The organism is Alteromonas sp. BL110 (assembly GCF_003443615.1).
GTDB lineage: Bacteria > Pseudomonadota > Gammaproteobacteria > Enterobacterales > Alteromonadaceae > Alteromonas.
In genome coordinates, this window is record NZ_CP031967.1 from 959,403 (window position 1) to 979,520 (window position 20,118).

The window sequence follows — 20,118 nt, forward strand, 5'->3', positions numbered from 1 at the left end:
AGGCAACCGGCTTTGTAGTTTATACACTATTTTAAGCAACATTCAACGTTGGAATAATGCGCGCTTTAGCTTCTTCTTCCGCCTTTTTAAAGCTAGGCATTTTGTCGAAGTTTAAGTAGCGGAATACTTCTCCCGACATTGCGTTAATTTTGCTGGCGTATTCCATGTATTCTTCGGCAGTTGGAATGCGCCCCACAATGGCACCAACCGCGGCAAGCTCTGCTGAGGTTAGATACACATTGGCTCCATCACCTAAACGGTTAGGGAAGTTACGGGTTGATGTTGAAAGCACTGTGGCGCCTGCATCTACCCTTGCTTGGTTGCCCATACAAAGTGAACACCCCGGCATCTCGGTGCGTACGCCCACGCGACCGTAAATGTTGTAATAGCCCTCTTCCATTAGCTGGGCCTTATCCATCTTAGTGGGTGGCGACATCCATAAACGGGTTGGAAGTGTTTTATTGTATTGCTCAAGTAACTTACCGGCTGCACGGAAGTGGCCAATGTTTGTCATACATGAACCAATGAATACCTCATCTACCTTGTCGCCCGCAACGTCAGATAAGGTTTTCGCATCGTCAGGATCATTTGGGCAGCACACGATAGGCTCTTTAATGTCGTTAAGGTCTATTTCAATAACCTCGGCATATTCAGCATCCGCATCGGCGCGCATTAATTCTGGGTTCGCTAGCCACTCTTCCATTTTCTGCGCGCGGCGCTCTAGCGTACGAGGGTCGCCATAACCTTCGTTGATCATCCAGCGAAGCATGGTTATGTTTGAACGCAAGTATTCTGCAATCGACTCTTCAGAAAGGTTGATAGTACAACCTGCAGCTGAACGTTCTGCTGACGCATCAGACAACTCAAACGCCTGTTCTACAGTGAGGTTTTCCAACCCTTCGATTTCTAAAATACGGCCAGAGAACGCATTGATTTTGCCTTTTTTCTCTACCGTTAATAGCCCTTGTTTAATGCCATATAACGGAATGGCATGTACAAGATCACGCAAGGTAATGCCCGGCTGCATCTCACCTTTAAAGCGCACCAATATAGACTCAGGCATATCTAGGGGCATAACGCCCGTTGCTGCAGCAAACGCCACCAAGCCAGAGCCCGCAGGGAACGAAATACCCAATGGGAAACGAGTATGCGAGTCACCACCAGTCCCTACTGTGTCAGGCAGCAGCATGCGGTTTAACCAGCTATGGATAATGCCGTCACCGGGGCGAAGCGATACCCCACCCCGATTCATAATAAAATCAGGTAGCGTGTGCTGGGTTTCAATATCCACCGGCTTGGGATAAGCGGCAGTGTGACAGAATGACTGCATGGTTAAATCAGCCGTAAAGCCAAGGCATGCTAAATCTTTAAGCTCATCACGTGTCATGGGGCCTGTAGTATCTTGCGAGCCTACGGTTGTCATTTTAGGCTCGCAGTAGGTGCCGGGGCGAATGCCTTCAACACCACAGGCTTTACCTACCATTTTCTGCGCAAGCGAGAAACCCGCTCCGCTGTCTTTCGGCTGTTCTGGCGTGCGGAATAGATCCGTTGGTCCCAAGCCTAATGTTTCCCGAGCTTTTTCGGTAAGACCGCGCCCAATAATCAAGTTAATACGTCCGCCGGCACGCACCTCATCTAAAATAACTTTCGATTTATAGCTGTATTCAGCAAGTAGCTCACCGGTTTCGTGATTAGTAATTTTTCCTTCAAATGGATAGATGTCTATTACATCACCCATGTTCATTTTTTCCACATCGGCTTCAAATACTAATGCACCCGCGTCTTCCATAGTGTTGAAGAAAATAGGTGCGACTTTGGAACCGATACATACGCCACCACCACGTTTATTAGGCACACCCGGCAAGTCTTCGCCAAAGAACCATAAAACAGAGTTAGTGGCCGACTTACGCGATGAACCTGTACCTACTACATCACCGACAAAAGCAACGGGGTAGCCCTTACTTTTGACTTCTCCTATTTGCGCCATTGGTCCTTTAACGCCTGGCTCCTCTGGCTCGAGCCCTTCGCGAGGCATTTTGTAAGCAGCGAGCGCGTGCAATGGAATATCTGGGCGAGACCATGCATCCGGAGCAGGTGATAAATCATCGGTATTGGTTTCACCTGTAACCTTAAACACCGTGTAAGTAATTTTATCGTCCATTAGCTTGCGTGATGTAAACCACTCGCCTTCAGCCCAAGATTTAATAATATCAGTGGCGTATTCATTACCCGCTTTGTGCTTCTCTTCCACATCGTGATAGGCATCAAACATCAGCAACGTGTGTTTTAACTCCTTGGCAGCCAATGGCGCAAGGTCTTCATCGTCAAGTAGCTCTACTAACGTCGCAATGTTATAACCGCCATGCATATTTCCCAGCAATTCAACAGCTTTCTCTTTTGAGATAAGTTCACAACTGTCTTCGCCTTTTGCAATGGCACTTAAGAAACCAGCTTTGACGTAAGCCGCTTCATCAACACCTGGCGGCACACGCTCTGAGAGCAGCTCTAATAGGAATACTTCTTCACCTGCTGGCGGGCTTTTCAACAAATCGACAAGGGCTGCTACCTGTTCTGCATTAAGAGGTTTTGGGGGGATATTTTGGGCTGCACGTTCTTCAACGTGATTGCGATAGTCTTGTAACACAGTCTCTTCCTCTAAGTTAGCTTGCGCAATGGGAGTAAACGGTCTTGTACGCACTTGACGCAAGGAGTGTTTAATTAATCATCAACAGTATAACTTCACAGGCTAAGTTTTGAAATTTTTAGCCCCTATTATCCGCTTATAATCGCTATTCATAACATTACTTTTGAAAGCTAAAAGCGATTAAAGGGCTGTACATAAAGTGACAAAAACAATTACTGGTTAAGTAAGTTATAGGGTTTTATATTTTGAAGACAAGGGGGTAGCTTTATGTGACGCTTGTTCAATTGAAGTGCATCGTAAAGGATAGATAACAGCTAATTGAAGGCTCGATATTGAGGCTATTTCGCTAATTAATAAGGGTACTATTTTTTTGATAAGTCAAAGCCGGGTCTAGTGCGAAGGTAGCTCGCAAACTTTGGCTTACCGTTTTTCGTTACACCGTAAAACTTAAAGGTTACCCAGCTACCTATAGCCGGAGGCGCTTGGCGCTCTTTGTTAGAAAATCCCGTTCCCAGTTTAAATCGAATGCCGTCAGATGTTTCTACCAACAGTGAACCCATCATGCCTTTAAATTTTCCTTTCCCTGGAAGTTGCGCCAACACTTTCGCTTCAGCATCTTCAAAATTTTTTACCTTTAGTAGATTGTCACTACGCCCTGTCTGGTAAAACGCCTTCCCGCGATGAAGCATCAGCCCTTCACCACCGTTTTTGGTTACTTTTTTAAGTTCTTCTTCGAGCGCGGTTAGAGACAAAAGTTTAAACTGAGGGATCACGGCAAACGTGGGGTTGGGAGTGGCCTTTTTAAGGCTATTAAGCTTGTTCAGTCGGCTGTCAAAACGCTGTCCTGCTACAGGCATGTCGAAGGCCATAAACCTAACTTTAGCCCAGCGTGTGTCTGGTATAGACGCTGCTGCAATGTCGTACGCGGTAGTTTCGGCCCCAGTCAAAGAATTAGCGACAAGGTGCGACTTCCCTTCCGTTAACTTAGAAAGCACGATGGAAGCTGTAAGTTCAAATTGCCCTCTTTCTATCCAAAGTTCACCGTCGATAGTCGCTTTAGGCCAATTGACGGTAAACCAAGCTGGCGCAAATATTTTGTTGTTGTTTCGAGTCCTAAGTTCAGTGCCATCCCATCGTGCCCGAATACCGTCTAACTTTTCGCTCACCCAGTAATCGGTGATGTTTATATCTTGGCGGCTGTGTTCATATTGCTTGGCAAGCTGCAAACCGTCGACAATATCAAGCTTGCTCTGTGCACAAACGTGAGAAACTGCCGTGATTAAAAACACACAGGCAGATGTCAGAATATAACGCATTAGCTCTTTCCATAAGTTATTAAACGGAGTCCGTTAAAGCCATTAGAAAGAGACTAAAACGACAAAGGCAGAGTAGATTACTCTGCCTTTGGACTTTTTATAACTGTACGTTGGAAGGTTTTTGTTTGGCTGAAAAAATCTTAGTCAGTGATGATATCAAGAACTGAGATAAGCACATCCTCGGCTAATGCCTCACCAAACGTTCTTTCTTCGTCACGTCTCTTTTGGTAGGTCTCTAAACATGCGTTTAGCCGCTCATCGGCCGTATTCACTTCATAAACTTCAACGCGATTAGCTTGCTCAATACAGTGTTCAGTTTGCGCTGTCGAAACAGAACTGCAACCGCTCGTTACAGCGCAAATCCCAATAATAAAAACGGTAGTAATATTGTTTATACGATTAATTTTGCTTTGGTATTTCAAAGTAGCTTACTCATCCAGTAAATCATGCAAACGTTTTTGTCTATCTGTATAAACTTGGTAACCATCGTGCTGCGGTGTCGAAAGCTCCAAAGCCTTGTTTACACTCTCAAGTGCTTTTTTATACTCACCCATTTGCTCGTAACCATACGCTATGCCGTTATACGGGTCGGGCATTTCAGGGTACTTAGCTATATCGTGCTTAAACAGCTCAATAGCCTTTTCGTAATTTTCAGAACGCACATAATGATAACCTAATTCTCGAATTACCCATTCAGGCGCCTCTAATTTCTGCCCGCGTTGCTTTGAAACGCGATCGTAATATTTGCCAATGCTTTGAATATTACCATCGAACTGTTCAGGCCTTAAATAAGCTGACAAGAACAGGTTGTGATAAGCACTAAAAATAGACGCTGCCGTAACCAAGTTGTGCCGAACACCGGCATAGGCATCATTTACCCACCTCAAACCGGCAGGTTGGTTTGCCCGCATACCCGAAATCATATCATCATAGTAGGGTCGCATTGGCGCCGGTTCGTTGCCTATGGACGTATAGATATAGTGATCCAATTGACTGGAAGATTTAAAAAACGCAACAGTTCTTTTTGCCGGCGCGCCATAGTTCCACCACACCGCAGGACTATAGGCAATCACAGCATTAAAGAGCTCAGGATTTTGAGTGAGCGCATACAACCCGAATACCCCACCCGCGGATCCCCCGGCTATCACCCGAAAGTCATGCACCCGGTATTTATTCTCAACCATTGGGATAAGTTCAGTGGTTATAAAAGACAAAAAGTTTGCCCCGCCCCCGCCATAACCTACAGGCCCGTATGGGTCTTCATTTGCCGTAGGGAAAAGATCTCGAAAACGATCGGTATTTTCAATGGCGACTATAATTACTTCTGGCGCAGCATTTTCAGATTGAAGTGATTCAAGTACCGCATTCATTATAGGTAGATAAACCGCACCATCTAGTCGATAAATTACAGGGTACTTCTTGTCAGAGTTTTCGGCGTAGCCTTTAGGAAGTTGAACAACGATTTCTCGTTCTTCCTTTAACACTTTAGATTGAAACTTCTCTACTTTCAGTTCGTAGTTTTTTGCTTCTTCGTTAGGTTCGGCCTGAATAGACGAGTGAGCAAAAAAACACACTAATACGGTTAGCGTAATACACTTGAATAACATAAGGGTTAAGTCCTTTTATTTAAGAGTATCCAATAAGATCTATGCTAATCGCTTAAATAGGCAGATTTTTATGGATACGTTAATTATTTAGGTGAGCTTTTACTTAACATTACTTGGTATACAAATTTTAAGCAACAAACTAAAAGAGTTGCCTGCGCTCACACCTTTATTAATTGCTATCATCACCATAATAAAGTTGCCGATATTTAGCGATCTTATTGGCTCGAACATTGCCCTAGTGTTTAATTGAGGCTGTTCCGATAGCTATTTATCTCAATTACGTACAGTTCTCTCTCATCAACCGCACCTCATTGGTGCAAATAATAAATTTAATAAGGTCACTATGCGCTTAAGTAGTTTTGTTTTATTCATGTGTATATCGCTATCGTCTTTAGCAAATGACGATACTAGTCAGTACGGTCCAAAAGATTTTTCCAATGTTACAAACAAATGGACAGCCGTGGTTGCTGCTTACGAGCCAGAAATTGAAGCCATTGACGCCGCATTTGCAACCATGGACGACGCTCAAATTACGCAAACTGTTTATATTAAAGGGGTTAAATATCAGTTAGGCACTTATAAAGGTGAGCCCATTGTTGTATTTAGTACGGGTGTCAGTATTACCAACGCAGCAATGACCGTGCAGATGGCGTTGGATTACTTCCCTATTGATAAGCTGGTTATGATGGGTATTGCAGGGGCTATAAACCCGAAATATACACCAGGCGATATCGCAGTGCCTGAACGCTGGTACTTCCATGACGAATCTGTCTATATAAACCCAAAGAAAGGTGACGCTAACACCTATGAGCTTCCTGACTATTACGCTAAACAGCTAGAGTATTACAAAGCGCGACGGGAGACAGATAAGCACGCACCCGACTACAAAAACATTGGTTTTATTCACCCTACCGAGGTAGCTGTAGTTAAAGAAGGATGGGACACCCGCAGAAGAATGCCCTATTTTACTGCCGATAAAGCATTGTTGGAAATGGCAAAACGCGCGCTCACAAAGATCCCGCCTATCACTATGCCATCTGGTAAGGAAATACTGATTGATATAGGTGGAAATGGAGTAACAGGTTCAGTATTCGTAGACAATGCTAAATACCGAGAGTGGCTGCGCGACGTCTACACGGCTGATGTTGCAGAAATGGAATCAGCAACCGTCGCACAGGTGAGTTTTGTTAACGACGTAGATTGGTTAATTATCCGCTCAATTAGCGATTTAGCCGGCGGTCAGCACGGTAAAAATGTTGAAAATGTATTTGACGCAATAGCCTCTGGCACAGGCACCAAGCTGCTACTTGGTATACTTGACGAGCTTGTAGCAACCGCTCCCGAATAACCGATAAGTGGGGTCAGAGTACATTTCTCGCCAATTGAAGCAGAGTACTTTCTAATTAAATGTACTCTGACCCCATTATTTCAGGTATAAAAAAAGCCCCAACCTTAGCTGGGGCTTTTTAACGTTTTGTCTAGCGGTAAGTGCTTATACGCGCTTAACGGCTACGTCCGCTTCAAACTTTGGTGTTACAGCCAAATCTTCTGAAGGCGGAGCAAACTTAGTGAGGTCGATGCCTTCAACCGCTTGCTTGTATTCTTCAGTTGTTGGGAAGCGACCTAGTACGGTTGAAAGTACTACTAGCGGCGTAGAGCCTAGTAGTGATTCACCTTTCTTCTCAGAAGAGTCAGCTACAACACGGCCTTGGAAAAGACGTGTAGAGGTAGCAATTACGGTATCTCCCGGCTCAGCTTTTTCTTGGTTACCCATACATAGGTTACATCCAGGACGCTCTAGGTAAAGAATGTTGTCGTACTTAGTACGCGCTGCTTCTTTAGGTTTAGCATCGTCGAATTCAAAGCCTGCGTATTTCGCAAGTACTTCCCAGTCGCCTTCTGCTTTAAGCTCGTCAACAATGTTGTATGTAGGTGGAGCAACAACAAGTGGCGCTTTAAACTCTACAGAGCCGTTAAGCTTCTCTAGGTTACGCAGCATTTGTGCGATAATTTGCATGTCGCCTTTGTGCACCATACAAGAACCTACGAAACCTAGATCTACTGGCTTACCATCGTAGTAAGAAACTGGACGGATCACGTCGTGGGTATAACGCTTAGACACGTCTTCGTTATTTACGTCTGGGTCAGCAATCATTGGCTCATCGATTTGATCTAGGTCGATAACCACTTCTGCGTAGTATTTAGCGTTGTCATCTGGTGCAAGTGCTGGTACTTCGCCAGACTTGATTTCAGCAATACGCTTGTCAGCAAGGTCGATTAGACCTTGAAGCATGTTTGCTTCGTTATCCATACCCTTGTCGATCATGATTTGGATACGGCTCTTAGCAAGCTCAAGTGACGCAACCATAGTCTCATTATCAGAGATACAGATTGACGCTTTCGCTTTCATTTCTGCAGACCAGTCAGTGAACGTAAACGCTTGGTCAGCAAGTAGAGTACCGATTTGTACTTCAATTACGCGACCTTGGAACACGTTCTCGCCAGCGAATTGCTTAAGCATTTGCGCTTGAGTAGCGTGAACCACGTCACGGAAGTCCATGTGCTCTTTCATGCTACCTTTAAAGGTCACTTTCACAGACTCTGGAATTGGCATTGCCGCTTCACCTGTCGCAAGCGCTAATGCAACCGTACCTGAGTCGGCACCGAATGCTACACCTTTTGACATACGAGTGTGCGAGTCACCACCAATGATGATGGCGCGGTCGTCTACCGTGATGTCGTTAAGCACTTTGTGAATAACGTCAGTCATTGAGTGATAAACACCTTCAGGGTCACGTGCTGTGATTACACCAAAGTTGTTCATAAATGACATTAGCTTAGGAATGTTAGCCTGTGCTTTCTTATCCCATACTGACGCAGTGTGACAACCAGACTGGTATGCACCGTCAACAGTAGGTGAAATGGTTGACGCCGCCATAGACTCTAGTTCTTGGCAGGTCATTGGGCCAGTGGTGTCCTGAGAACCTACAATGTTTACTTTAACGCGAACATCAGAACCCGCGTGAAGCGGCGCTTCTGAATTTACGCCTACCGCATTGCGGTTAAAGATTTTTTCTACAGCAGTAAGGCCTTGGCCTTCGTGTGAAACTTCTTTCGATTGCGCGTAAACTGCCGGAGCTTCAACACCTAGTGTACGTGCAGCAAAAGATTGTAGCTGCTTACCGAATACAACGGCGTAAGAACCACCCGCTTTCATGAACTCCATTTTCTGAGGAGTAAATGAGGCAGATACGTCAGCAAGTTCTTCTGAACCGTTGAAAAGCTTCTTCGCTTTGGTATCAATAGTCAGTACTGTACCAGTTGCTACAGAATACGCTTCTTCAAGCACTGGGTCGCCGTTCGCATCGCGAACCACTTCGCCGTTTTCGTCTGTTTTCTTAACCCAGTTTTTAAGGTCAAGACCAATACCACCGGTTACGTCTACAGTAGTAAGGAAGATTGGTGCGATACCGTTAGTACCAGCAACAATTGGTGCTTTGTTTACGAACGGAATGTAAGGGCTTGTAGGCTCACCGGCCCAAAGTGCAACGTTGTTCACACCAGACATACGTGAAGAACCTACACCCATTGTGCCTTTTTCAGCAATAAGCATAACTTTTGCGTTAGGGTGCTTTTTACCTAGCTCAACAATTTCTTGCTGCGCTTCAGGAGAAATCATGCACTGGCCGTGAAGTTCACGGTCTGCACGAGAGTGTGCTTGATTACCTGGAGAAAGAAGGTCAGTTGAGATATCACCTTCAGCAGCGATATAGGTCACTACTTCAATTTTCTCTGGAACGTCAGGAAGCTTGGTAAAGAATTCAGCTTTTGCGTAGCTTTCTAGTACGTCTTTAGCAATCGTGTTACCCGCTTTAAATGCTGTTTCAAGACGTTCTGTATCCGCTTCGTATAGGTAAACCTGCGTTTTCAGAACTTCAGCAGCTGGCTTAGCCACTGCTTCATCATCAGAAAGCGCTAGATCTAAAAGTACTTCTACAGATGGACCACCTTTCATGTGCGAAAGTAGCTCAAGTGCAAACTCAGGCGTGATTTCTTCTACTTTTTCTTCGCCAAGTACAATTTCTTTTAAAAATTGTGCTTTAACACCAGCAGCAGGTGTTGTTCCTGGCAAGGTGTTATAGATAAAGAATTTTAGAGAGTCTTCGCGGTGCTCGTTTGTTGTATCTTTAATTTGAGCAATAATTTCAGACAGCAGTTCTGCACTGTCAATTGGCTTAGGGTTAAGACCTAGTTCCGTTTTACGGGTTTCGATCTCTGCCAGATATTCTGAATACAAACTCATATGGTTCTCTCGGTCTTAGTTTTACTTGGGCGTAGTGTTAAGTCGGTCTTAGCTATACGCATATAAAAATGAGGGATATTTTAACTGATTTTTAGCAGTTACGTAATGACTGAAAGTAACCAGTTGGTTATACATCCGCTCAAACCAAATTTAAATAAACATTGTAGAGCATAGATGTTAATAGTAACCTTTTAATGAAAATAAATTTTATATCTAATTTTCAATCAGTTACAAAAATAGGCACTGAAATTCAAGTTCAATTTCAATATGAATGGTTTGACCAATCAAGATAAATAATAGTGTTGCACTTATGACAAAGATTCATTCTATTTATGGTGCTACCAGTACAAATTACCACCAATTCTGAAACAAAATTTCACTTTTTTGATCTTTTATCGCGCTTTTTTCTGTTTAGGTGCAACTTTTACCACCTTAGCATTCTCACCGTCTGTCAGAAGAAGTAGGTTACCTTGGTGATCAACTGCAATATCTCTTAAACGCATTTCCAGTTCGTCAAAAATCTTCGTAGAAACATAATTATTTGAAGATTTATTAACCGCATATAAGGCTTTAGCTTTCAAACTGGTAACAAGCAAGGTATTGGTCAACATTGGATATTGATCATGGGAATAGTAAATCATAGATGATGGCGCGATTGATGGTGTCCAGTCTACAATGGGGTCTGTCATACCCGGGTAGGTTGAAAAAGGTGAAATTCTAGCCCCTGAATAGTCTTTACCTAATGTAACTACAGGCCAACCGTAGTTCGCACCTTTTTGAAGCAAGTTCACTTCGTCGCCGCCATCAGGCCCATGTTCATGCAGAAATATTTGCCCTTTAGGTCCCTGCACTAACCCTTGGGGATTGCGGTGCCCTAACGTGTATACGTAAGGACTTTCTGGAAATTCAGAGCTCATGAACGGTTTGCCTGCTATGGAAAAACCTAGCACTTTACCTAACTGTGAGCTAACAACCTGAGCTTGCTCTCGGTAATCAAACCCGTCACCTGTGGTGACTAAAAAACCCTCTTCTTCGCTCGTATCACTAGTTCTAAGCTGAAGAAGCTTCCCGCCGTAGTGCACAGGCGTATCTTTTGTTTGCTTTAGTTCTAATACCTGCTCAATGTTACTTATGCCAGAAGTGAGAGAAAGTTCACCTTTTACTACAGCAAGACGGTTTGCATCATCATTACCCTTGGAATAACTGAGTAATACAGTGGGATTGGCAGGAAACTGAGAAGGGATAAGAATATCTAGCACACCACCCTGCCCTTCGGTATACAAATGATCGAGAGCCAAAGAAAATCTAGAAACCGCTCCGTCATCATCAAGAATGACGAGCTCACCATCTCTTGTCACGATTAATATGTACGTAGTTGCTTTCTCGTGGTCTACAAGAGTTGTCAACGCCTTCGGGAACGCTAACGAGGTTACCAAGTTCTCAGTTACTACATTACTAGCAAAACTTTTTAAAGACGCCGGCACATCGCGTATGACTGCATGCTTTTCAGTATTATGCGTGGGCTCGACATCGGCGTCAGAAACGAGACCTAACGCCAGAGCATGCGAAAAAGCAGCACTAGCAAATGCGAAAACCAGAAATCTTTTCATAATACGCACTGACTTCATTGTTATTGTCCTCGCTCGTCTTTGCTAATTTTATTTAAGCTACAGTGATATGCTTAGTGAGTAAGCGCAATATAACTACATTCAGGGTTCTTGTTGCGCTTTGTCGATAGTTAATACATGGTACTTACAGACGAACTTCGGAATGTATGACATGAGACACTCAACTCGCCGCGCTATTTTTCATTTTGTCCCATCTTGGGCAGTCGGTTTCCTACTTGCAAGTCTATTTCATTCAATCTCTGTTTTGATGGGCCTGGTTCAAATTAGCGTCGCGTTAAACGTTAGCGATTGGCTTTCCATGATATGGCAGGACGCTTTAGGTCTCTTGCCCACTTACGGTGCTATTATCGCCGTTACTTTACTGTTAGCTTTTTTAATAACGCACTTTATCGTTAAGCAACTCAACCTTCACGAAGCAAAAAGCGCGACCAGCACTAGCCGGTCCATTCTCTTCGCTGCTGCAGGCGGCCTCTCGTTTCTATTGATGTTGCTAGCCATGCAGCCTGTATTAAATGTCACCCTAATTGCAGGTGCTCGATCTACTCTCGGACTGGTAGCACAGTGTTTTGCGGGCGTTTGTGCAGGGATTTTCTACTCTCAGTTAAGTGATAGTTCGAGCAGCCAACGATAACTAAAACTTATACTATTAAATAAGCCAGCACTGATGTAAATAAAAAGTTAAGTTTGCTAATGTAAGGCATAGACCCTACATCCTTTGCCTTACTAGGAATAAGCAACATGATAACTTACCCAGATAATGTGACATGTCTAGCCGACTATATCGAAAGTGTTTTGAAGAAGTTCGCAGATAAACCTGCCTATACGGCGCTTGGACAAACCCTCACGTTTGCGGATATTGACAGTAAGTCGTCTGCGTTAGCGCGCTACTTTGTGCATGATGCAAAACTGACTCCTGGTACAAAAGTCGCCATTCAGCTTCCTAATCTCATACAAAATCCTATCGTCGTTTATGCCGCATTACGCGCGGGGCTTGTCGTAGTAAATACTAACCCGCTATACACCGAGCGAGAGATGAAGCACCAGTTTACCGATAGCGGTGCAAAAGCCTTGGTGATCTTAAGTGACTTACTTCCTAAGTTTACCAACATTAAAGATGATACTGGTATCGAGACAGTCATTACGACATCGGCAACAGAGTTGCTAGACCCTGGTACAGCGCCATCGCTCGACGGGACTGTTTCTTTTACCAAAGCAATTGAAATAGGAAGTGCACTGCCTTCGTTCTCTCGCCCTTCAATAGCGTTAGACGAACTCGCCATGCTGCAATACACCGGAGGTACAACCGGCGTTTCTAAAGGCGCAGCACTTAGCAATAAGAATGTAATGGCTAACTGCATTCAAATGCTTGATCGCATTGGTGAAGGCTTCAAAGACGGCGAAGAAGTGTTGGTATGCCCGTTACCGCTTTATCATATTTATGCGTTTACGGTCGGTATGATGGCGTTATTTGCGAAAGGCACGCACATTATTCTTATTCCTAACCCGAGAGACATCGACGGTTTCATTCAAACACTTAAGCCTCATAAAATATCCGCCTTTATGGGTATAAATACGCTGTTTGTCGGTCTTGGACGACATCCAGAGTTTGCAAAACTTGATTTTTCTAATCTTCATCTCACTATGTCTGGCGGTACAGCGCTTACCCAAGCAGCTGTGTCAATTTGGCGAGATGTGACGGGTAACACCATCACCGAGGGCTATGGCCTGTCTGAAACCGCGCCCGTGGTTTCATTCAACATTCCAGGGAAAGAGGAAATAGGCACAGTCGGCCATGAGCTAGAAGACACTGAGGTAGCCCTTCTTGATAGTTATGATAAGCCAGCTTCAGAAGGTGAGTCGGGGCAAATAGCTGTGCGCGGACCGCAGGTTATGATGGGCTATTGGAATCGGGATGATGAAACGGCAAAGGTAATGACCGAAGACGGCTTCTTCAAAACCGGTGATATCGGCATACGCACAGAATCTGGCGCAATTAAGATTGTAGATCGCTTGAAAGACATGATTATTGTCTCAGGCTTTAACGTTTACCCGAACGAAATAGAGGATGTACTAACCTCTCACCCAAGTGTTATGGAAGCCGCCGTTGTTGGTAAACCTGATGACAAGACAGGAGAGCGAGTGTGTGCTTACATTACGCTATCTGGGGACGTATCGACAGAAGACGTAGTCGAACATTGTAGGACACAGTTGACGAACTACAAAGTTCCAAAGTCGATCACTATATTAGAAGAGCTACCCAAATCTACTGTAGGTAAAATACTACGTCGAGAGCTGCGTTCTGCCCAATAACACCAAACCGCACAAAAATAACAACTGATAGAAAAACGCATAGTGAGTAAACCTATGCGTTTTTTATTTTAAAATCAGACTACTGCTACCAAAGAATAAGCTCAACGTGTTGAAAAAATCACGGTTCTGACTTTAACTTAAGCATACCTAACTCACTTTCGTTGCACTTATGCAATTTACGACATTACCCGTCTACCCGCGTACTTGTTCTAGATTTACTCCACGTCTTTCAAAAGGCCCTTTGTTGTGAACAGCACATTGCTAGAACGTCAAGCTATGGACAAGCATGGCATGGTGGCAACTATGGATGTAAAAGGTAATATCCTTAGCGCTAATGAAAAATGTCGTGAATTCTCTGGGTTTTCCGAGACTGAAATAGTGGGTGAGAATATCACCGCCTTCGACATCACCAATATTACAGCAGATGAAAAGCATGAGATATTCAGCTCACTTGCACTAGGTAACATATGGCAAGGCGAGGTACACAGCATAAGAAAGACGGGTGAGCCTTGGTATGTATTTGCTACTGTGGTTCCGGTTGTAACAAAAGCGGCGCTTGTCGACCGTCTTATTGTTATTGGGACTGACATTTCTCAACAGAAGCGTTTAGAAAAGCGCCTTTCTGAAGGGCGCGCCTTTTACCGAAGTATTACCGACAGTATCGGAGAAGGGGTTTATGCCGTTAACGCAGAGGGCACAGCTCAATTTCTTAATCCAGCCGCATCTCAACTTTTAGGGTGGACCTTAGAAGAACTGCGAGACCGTCGTTTTCACGATACCGTCCATTATCAAAAGGGGGACGGCACGCTTTTACCTAGAGAACAATGCCCGGTAAATCTCACTATTCGTGAAGGAAAGTCTTATACCTCATATGAAGACTTTTTTACCGATAAGCGAGGTAGGCTATTCCCTATTTCTATTGTTGCGGTACCGCTGATGAACAACGAAGGTGAACCCGACGGGCATGTGGGCGTTTTTAACGATATCAGCGGTCAAAAAGCTATCGAACAGAAGCTGCAAAAAGCCTATAACGAAGCGCAAAGTGCAAACAAAGCAAAAACCGACTTTCTCGCTACAATGAGCCACGAAATCAGAACGCCGATGAACGCCATCATAGGTTTAACACATCTAGCCTTAGAGACTACCGATAATGAACAGCGCCAGCAATATTTAGAGAAAGTTCAGCGCAGTTCAAATGCGCTGCTCGAGCTGATGAACAGTATCTTGGACTTTTCTAAAGTTGAAGCCAATAAGATAGACATTCTCGATGAACCATTTACGTTAACTAAAATGATAGAAAAACTGGCGCAGGTGTTTCAAGTAAAAGCACAGCAAAAACAGCTTCAGTTACTTTTTGATATTCGCTGCAATACCAACACGCCATGTAAGGGGGATAGTGAAAAAATCTATCAAGTCTTGATAAATCTATTAAGCAACGCTATCAAGTTTACTGAAAAAGGTTACGTTCTCCTTAAAGTCGATAAGCGGGATAAGCACCTTTTCTTTAGTGTAAGTGACACCGGAATGGGAATTAGCGATGCGGGCAAAGCAAAACTTTTCAATGCCTTCGAGCAGGCTGACGCATCCATCTCTCGAAAGTTTGGTGGTACTGGGTTAGGGCTTGCAATTTGTAAGCGACTTGTAGAATTCATGGGTGGTGAGCTGACCCTTGAAAGCCAAATCAATGAGGGGAGTTGCTTTGCATTCTCGCTTCCCGTTTGCCTTGATAACGGGAAGCCTACTGAGGCTTTACTTCCTATTTCCGTCCCCTCAGAAGTACTTTGCATTCAGACTCACGAGAGCGTGGAGCAAGGATGTCATATTCTCTGCCAAACGTTAGAAAGACTCGGCATTAACTGTCAAATCGTTGATCAGGCAGAAGGGCTACTGCCTCAACAGGCGCCCTTTAGCATCGCTTATTTACCTAGTGATGAATTGAGCTGGAAGCGCTTTGCCAATCACATGCAATTTGGTGAATACCGCGACTTAAACGTCAATGTTCTGATAACCCCATTTTGTCGAGAAGACGTTCGTAAGCGATTCGGAAAAACCTTCCCCAGCGATGTTCGGATTATTGAGCTTCCATTTACAGAAAGCGAAATTATTTCTGCTTTATCACCTTTGCGAGTGTCAACAAATAAGGAGACAACCGAAGGTCTTGAAAGTAAAAAATGGCGAACGAACAGATTGGCAGGTAAGCGAGTATTAGTAGTAGATGATGACCTTATTAGCGTGGAGATAAGCCAACAAATTCTTGCTGATTTAGGCGTAAAAGTGTTAACGGCAACAACGGGAGAGTATGCGCTGGCGCTGTGTAAGTCTAATGTCTTTGACGCTATCTTACTTGACTGTCACTTACCAGATATATCTGGTTATGACATCGCAGAAACACTGACGCAAAATGAAAACTGGTTTACACCAATTATCGCGCTAAGTGCTGATGAAACCAATGAAGCATCAGAAAAAGCGCTAGCAGCTGGTATGTGCCATCACTTAGTAAAACCCGCCACCGCAAACGAAATTGTTCATACCATCGATATTCATATTCACTCAGGCTACGTTGAAATCGTGCCCTTGGATGGATTCAATAAGTTTTTCAGTGCGCTATTGGATTTTTACAACAAGTACAGCCAACGAAGCGTAATGTCTGACCTGCTGAACATTTTTCATGCGCCGTCCTGCACAAGCGAACTTTTAACAAATTTAACCGCAGACGCTAAGCAGATTGGCGCGAGTACGCTAGAACGACATTTACAACGTATTGTAGACGTTCAACAACGTCCGGATACGGCCATTGCGAAATACATTGCAGAGCTTTCATTCGAACTAGATGCGACGCTGCGTTTAATTGCGCATACCATAGATAAAACAGACCCGAAAAATGACTCGGTTGAAAGTAACAAAATGGGGACGGAGCCCCTGCTCTTATCGTTATACCAAATAAAAAACTTTCTTGAAGCTTATGATGCAAAGGCGCTTGACCATATTACTGAAGTCGCAGCTTGCCATTGTGATTCACCTCATTCACACAGCATAAGTCAATTAAAACAGCGCGCCTCTGTGTATGATTTCGAAGGGGCTTTAGTTGTGGCGCAAAAGATCATAGATGAAATTAAGCATGAACAAGCAGAATAAAGTAGCACATAGATTCAGTATCCTCGTTGTCGATGACGAGCCAGCCAATATTGATATATTGCTTGGCATACTTAGCCCCTATTATGATGTTAAGGTTGCGCCATCCGGCGCGGTTGCGCTTAAAATAGTGCAGCAGTTTACCCCAGACCTAATATTGTTAGATATTATGATGCCGGGTATGGACGGGTTTGAAGTTTGTAAGAAGCTAAAAACCGATAGGCTGTTAAGTCAAATCCCGGTCATTTTTGTGACGGCATTAACCCAAGGAGAAAACGAGGAAAAGGGTTTTAAACTTGGCGCCGTCGACTACATTACTAAACCGGTATCGCCCAGCATTACCCTTGCGCGCGTGAAAACACATATCAGCCTTGCTCACCAAATGCGTACTACCGAAAACTTAGTGTCAAAACGCACTGAAGAGCTTAGCAAAAGCCAGCAAAGTGCCATTACTATGTTAGCGGCAGCAGGGCATTATAATGATACAGATACAGGGCACCATATTTGGCGCATGGCCGCCTACAGCAAATGTTTAGCGATTGCGTGGGGCTGGTCCTATGACGACGCTTGCTTGTTAGCGCAGGCCGCGCCTATGCACGATACTGGTAAAATAGGTATTCCCGACGCTATTTTGAAAGCCCCCCGGCGGCTAATAGACAGCGAAATGGAAGTGATGCGCACCCATGCACAAATTGGTCATAAAATTCTCTCGCAGTGCGATACGCCTTTGTTTAACCTTGCGGCGGAAATTGCGCTATGCCATCACGAAAAATGGAACGGTACAGGCTACCCTGAAGGCTTATTAGGAGAAGATATCCCTGAAAGTGCTCGTATTGTCGCCATTGCCGATGTTTTTGATGCCCTTACGATGAAGCGCCCTTATAAAAAAGCATGGTCTGATGAAGAAGCATTTGAACACCTTCAGGAAGGAGCGGGTGAACATTTCGACCCAAAACTGGTAGCGTGTTTTCTTTCTATAAAACAAGAAATATTGGACACCAAAAGGTATTGGAACCAGTTAGAAGCGGAAGGACAGATGGCTTCAGTAAGCGAATTACTCCCTCAACGCTCTTGATTAGCGCGACGGTGCCTTATCTACTACAACAAAGAAGATAAGCGACTTGCTATTCAAGGCGAGGGTAAATAAATGGCATAAAAAAAGGTCGATATTATCGACCTTTTCAACAAGTTTATGAGTTGAGCGCAGGGCTTAACTGGCGCCAAGCTCGGCAGCGATAGCATCAGCTTGCCGCTTTTCGCCTTGTACAAACTGTTTCCACTGCTGTGCCATAGCACGGCTTTTCTGATGCTTTTCAGCTTCTGCTAATTGGTTAAGCGCAAGGGCATATTGCTTTTTATTGTAAAGTGCCATGCCTTTAATCAAGTAAACTAAACCAGGGTTTCTTAATTCGCCTTTTTCAACCGCACGGTCTGCAGCAGCAATGGCATCGTCAAAGCGCTCTTCGTTGAGTAGAATTTGCGCTAACTGTGCATCTAGCTCGCCGTCTTCAGACAGTTCAGCAGCTTGCATCATAACGGGAATTGCCTTGTCTTGCTCTTTGGCAAGTGACCAGCTTTGGCCTAAGAACTTAAGGTTGCGTAAGTTTTTCTCAAGTACACCGTCGTTCATCGCCTGTTCCATCAACTTAGCACCTTTATAAGGTACACGGTGATAGTAATAAAGCTGTGCCATGTTAAACACGTCAGCTGACGTATTAACAAACCCACGCTGATAAGCGGTTTCCATGATAGCCAACTGCTTGCGCTCTTCACCTAGCTCACCGTACATACCGGCTAGCTGGATCCAATATTTAGGCTCGTCAAACAACTTCACCATTTTAATAAGAACGTCTTTAACCTTTTGAGGCTGCTTGAGTTCATAAAAAATAGCACGTTGAAGAATTAACCACCCTTCATCGGGGATCATGCCTTCAGCTTCGTGGTCAGCCACCGCTTCAGAAATCCACATTGCAGCTTCGTCGTACTTCTTATTCTGGTAGTACGCCTGGGCTTTTATCACTTTGTTTTTAACCGGTACAGGGCCTGTATTTAGACTTTCCCAACGCTCTAGGTATGTGATGGTGTCGTCGTAATTGCCCTGCATAAGGTTTAGCTGTGCCAAACTGAAAAGCGTGGTCATTTCGAACTTTTCAGGAATAGGCTGCTGCTCTACCACCTTGGCGAACGATTCCAACGCTTTGGCGTAGTCTTCGTTGTTGTAATATATGAAGCCGAAAAAGTTGTACATCATGGCTTTTTCGTAGGCGTTCATAGAGTGAGACTTATCTTCCACTTCTTTCAAGATGGAAATAGCTTCTCCTACATTGCCCGCTTCATCTGCTGCCGTTTGCGCACGGGCTAGCTGTTCGTAGACTTTGCCGCGAAGTGTAGGGACCCGACGTGTTTGCTTATCGCTAGCTTTAATCGCTTGTCCATCTTGCTGTTCAGCCTCTTGCGCTATAGCGTTAGAAGCAATGAACATAGTAGGTACAGATACCGTGGCCGATGCAAATGCAAACGCCAGTGCACTAAGCAAGGTGTTCGTCTGTTTTCTCATCATGTTCTGTTACCCGTCAATTTGGAACGTAATACGGTTTTGCACACCAGACACTTCTGTTGCTTCACCGTTAACCACGCGAGGCTTATATTTGAACTTCATGGCAGCATCTATAGCCGCTTGTTCAAAAATGCCTGAAGGGTTAGCTTCAACAACAATTGGGTCGCGTACCGCACCTTGCTTAGTTACTGTAAATTCAACAATAACGAAACCTTCAATACCCCGCTGAAGTGCGCGTCGTGGATATACCGGCGCAACTTTAACGATAGGCAGATATTCACCGTCACCAGATTCAAGGGCCAACCCGCCCTCTAGCGAGATGTCGTCGCCCACTTCAGCACCAAAGTCCATAGACGTGCCGTCTGCATCTGGAGAAGGCGAGTCCATTTGAGGCTGTTCCATTTGCGGGGGCGGCTCTTCTGGCTTAGGTGGCTTTTTCGGCTTGCGATCTTTTTTCTCAACCTGTTCATCCTGCTTAACTCTTACGAAGTCAAGCACGCTTCCCTTTGGCGGTTCAGTTAGAGCACTGCCACCCATCTTGATAAGCGATTGCATCAAGAAGAACAGGCCTAACGTGATCGCAAGGGATAATGCAAATGCGATTAAATATCGTGGCATGAT

Annotated in this window: 13 protein-coding genes; 5 read left to right on the top strand and 8 right to left on the bottom strand. The window is 44.4% G+C overall.

The window, feature by feature from the left end; all coding sequences use genetic code 11:
* Nucleotides 1-31: 31 nt before the first annotated feature.
* From acnB to D1814_RS04195, 4 genes are all read right to left on the bottom strand, one after another.
* Nucleotides 32-2,644 (bottom strand): bifunctional aconitate hydratase 2/2-methylisocitrate dehydratase, encoded by a 2,613-nt coding sequence (acnB, locus tag D1814_RS04180; RefSeq protein ID WP_118490245.1) that lies wholly within the window; start codon nucleotides 2,642-2,644, stop codon nucleotides 32-34.
* Nucleotides 2,645-3,006: 362 nt separating this feature from the next.
* Nucleotides 3,007-3,960, bottom strand: a complete 954-nt coding sequence (locus tag D1814_RS04185) for a DNA ligase (RefSeq protein ID WP_118490246.1) — start codon at nucleotides 3,958-3,960, stop codon at nucleotides 3,007-3,009.
* Nucleotides 3,961-4,100: 140 nt separating this feature from the next.
* Nucleotides 4,101-4,382, bottom strand: a complete 282-nt coding sequence (locus tag D1814_RS04190) for a DNA ligase (protein ID WP_118490247.1) — start codon at nucleotides 4,380-4,382, stop codon at nucleotides 4,101-4,103.
* A gap of 6 nt (nucleotides 4,383-4,388) precedes the next feature.
* On the bottom strand, nucleotides 4,389-5,567 hold the full coding sequence (locus tag D1814_RS04195; RefSeq protein ID WP_118490248.1) for an alpha/beta hydrolase-fold protein: 1,179 nt from the start codon (nucleotides 5,565-5,567) through the stop codon (nucleotides 4,389-4,391).
* Nucleotides 5,568-5,910: 343 nt separating this feature from the next.
* Here D1814_RS04195 and D1814_RS04200 point away from each other — a divergent pair, with 343 nt between their 5' ends.
* Nucleotides 5,911-6,915 carry a 5'-methylthioadenosine/S-adenosylhomocysteine nucleosidase family protein gene (locus D1814_RS04200; RefSeq protein ID WP_118490249.1) on the top strand — a complete coding sequence of 335 codons (1,005 nt, stop codon included), beginning with the start codon at nucleotides 5,911-5,913 and terminating at the stop codon, nucleotides 6,913-6,915.
* Nucleotides 6,916-7,059: 144 nt separating this feature from the next.
* On the opposite strand, the gene D1814_RS04205 is transcribed toward D1814_RS04200, so the two are convergent.
* Both D1814_RS04205 and D1814_RS04210 read right to left on the bottom strand, forming a co-directional pair.
* Complete coding sequence (locus tag D1814_RS04205; protein ID WP_118490250.1) at nucleotides 7,060-9,870, bottom strand: bifunctional aconitate hydratase 2/2-methylisocitrate dehydratase; 2,811 nt, start codon at nucleotides 9,868-9,870, stop codon at nucleotides 7,060-7,062.
* 392 nt (nucleotides 9,871-10,262) lie between these two features.
* On the bottom strand, nucleotides 10,263-11,480 hold the full coding sequence (locus D1814_RS04210) for a PQQ-dependent sugar dehydrogenase (RefSeq protein WP_118495299.1): 1,218 nt from the start codon (nucleotides 11,478-11,480) through the stop codon (nucleotides 10,263-10,265).
* A 169-nt stretch (nucleotides 11,481-11,649) separates the two neighbouring features.
* Here D1814_RS04210 and D1814_RS04215 point away from each other — a divergent pair, with 169 nt between their 5' ends.
* From D1814_RS04215 to D1814_RS04230, 4 genes are all read left to right on the top strand, one after another.
* Nucleotides 11,650-12,129: a hypothetical protein gene (locus tag D1814_RS04215; protein ID WP_183037616.1), complete on the top strand. Its 480-nt coding sequence runs from the start codon at nucleotides 11,650-11,652 to the stop codon at nucleotides 12,127-12,129.
* 107 nt (nucleotides 12,130-12,236) lie between these two features.
* Nucleotides 12,237-13,808 (top strand): AMP-binding protein, encoded by a 1,572-nt coding sequence (locus D1814_RS04220; RefSeq protein ID WP_118490251.1) that lies wholly within the window; start codon nucleotides 12,237-12,239, stop codon nucleotides 13,806-13,808.
* Nucleotides 13,809-14,054: 246 nt separating this feature from the next.
* Nucleotides 14,055-16,943 carry a PAS domain-containing hybrid sensor histidine kinase/response regulator gene (locus tag D1814_RS04225; protein WP_183037617.1) on the top strand — a complete coding sequence of 963 codons (2,889 nt, stop codon included), beginning with the start codon at nucleotides 14,055-14,057 and terminating at the stop codon, nucleotides 16,941-16,943.
* Nucleotides 16,927-18,015, top strand: a complete 1,089-nt coding sequence (locus D1814_RS04230) for a response regulator (protein WP_118495302.1) — start codon at nucleotides 16,927-16,929, stop codon at nucleotides 18,013-18,015. The genes D1814_RS04225 and D1814_RS04230 overlap by 17 nt, the downstream gene beginning before the upstream one ends.
* 135 nt (nucleotides 18,016-18,150) lie before the next feature.
* Here the strand turns inward: D1814_RS04230 and D1814_RS04235 are convergent, their stop codons facing one another.
* Together D1814_RS04235 and D1814_RS04240 are read right to left on the bottom strand one after the other, a co-directional pair.
* Nucleotides 18,151-19,500 (bottom strand): tetratricopeptide repeat protein, encoded by a 1,350-nt coding sequence (locus tag D1814_RS04235; protein ID WP_118490252.1) that lies wholly within the window; start codon nucleotides 19,498-19,500, stop codon nucleotides 18,151-18,153.
* Between the two features lie 6 nt (nucleotides 19,501-19,506).
* Nucleotides 19,507-20,115, bottom strand: a complete 609-nt coding sequence (locus tag D1814_RS04240; RefSeq protein WP_025256524.1) for an energy transducer TonB — start codon at nucleotides 20,113-20,115, stop codon at nucleotides 19,507-19,509.
* Nucleotides 20,116-20,118: the final 3 nt, after the last annotated feature.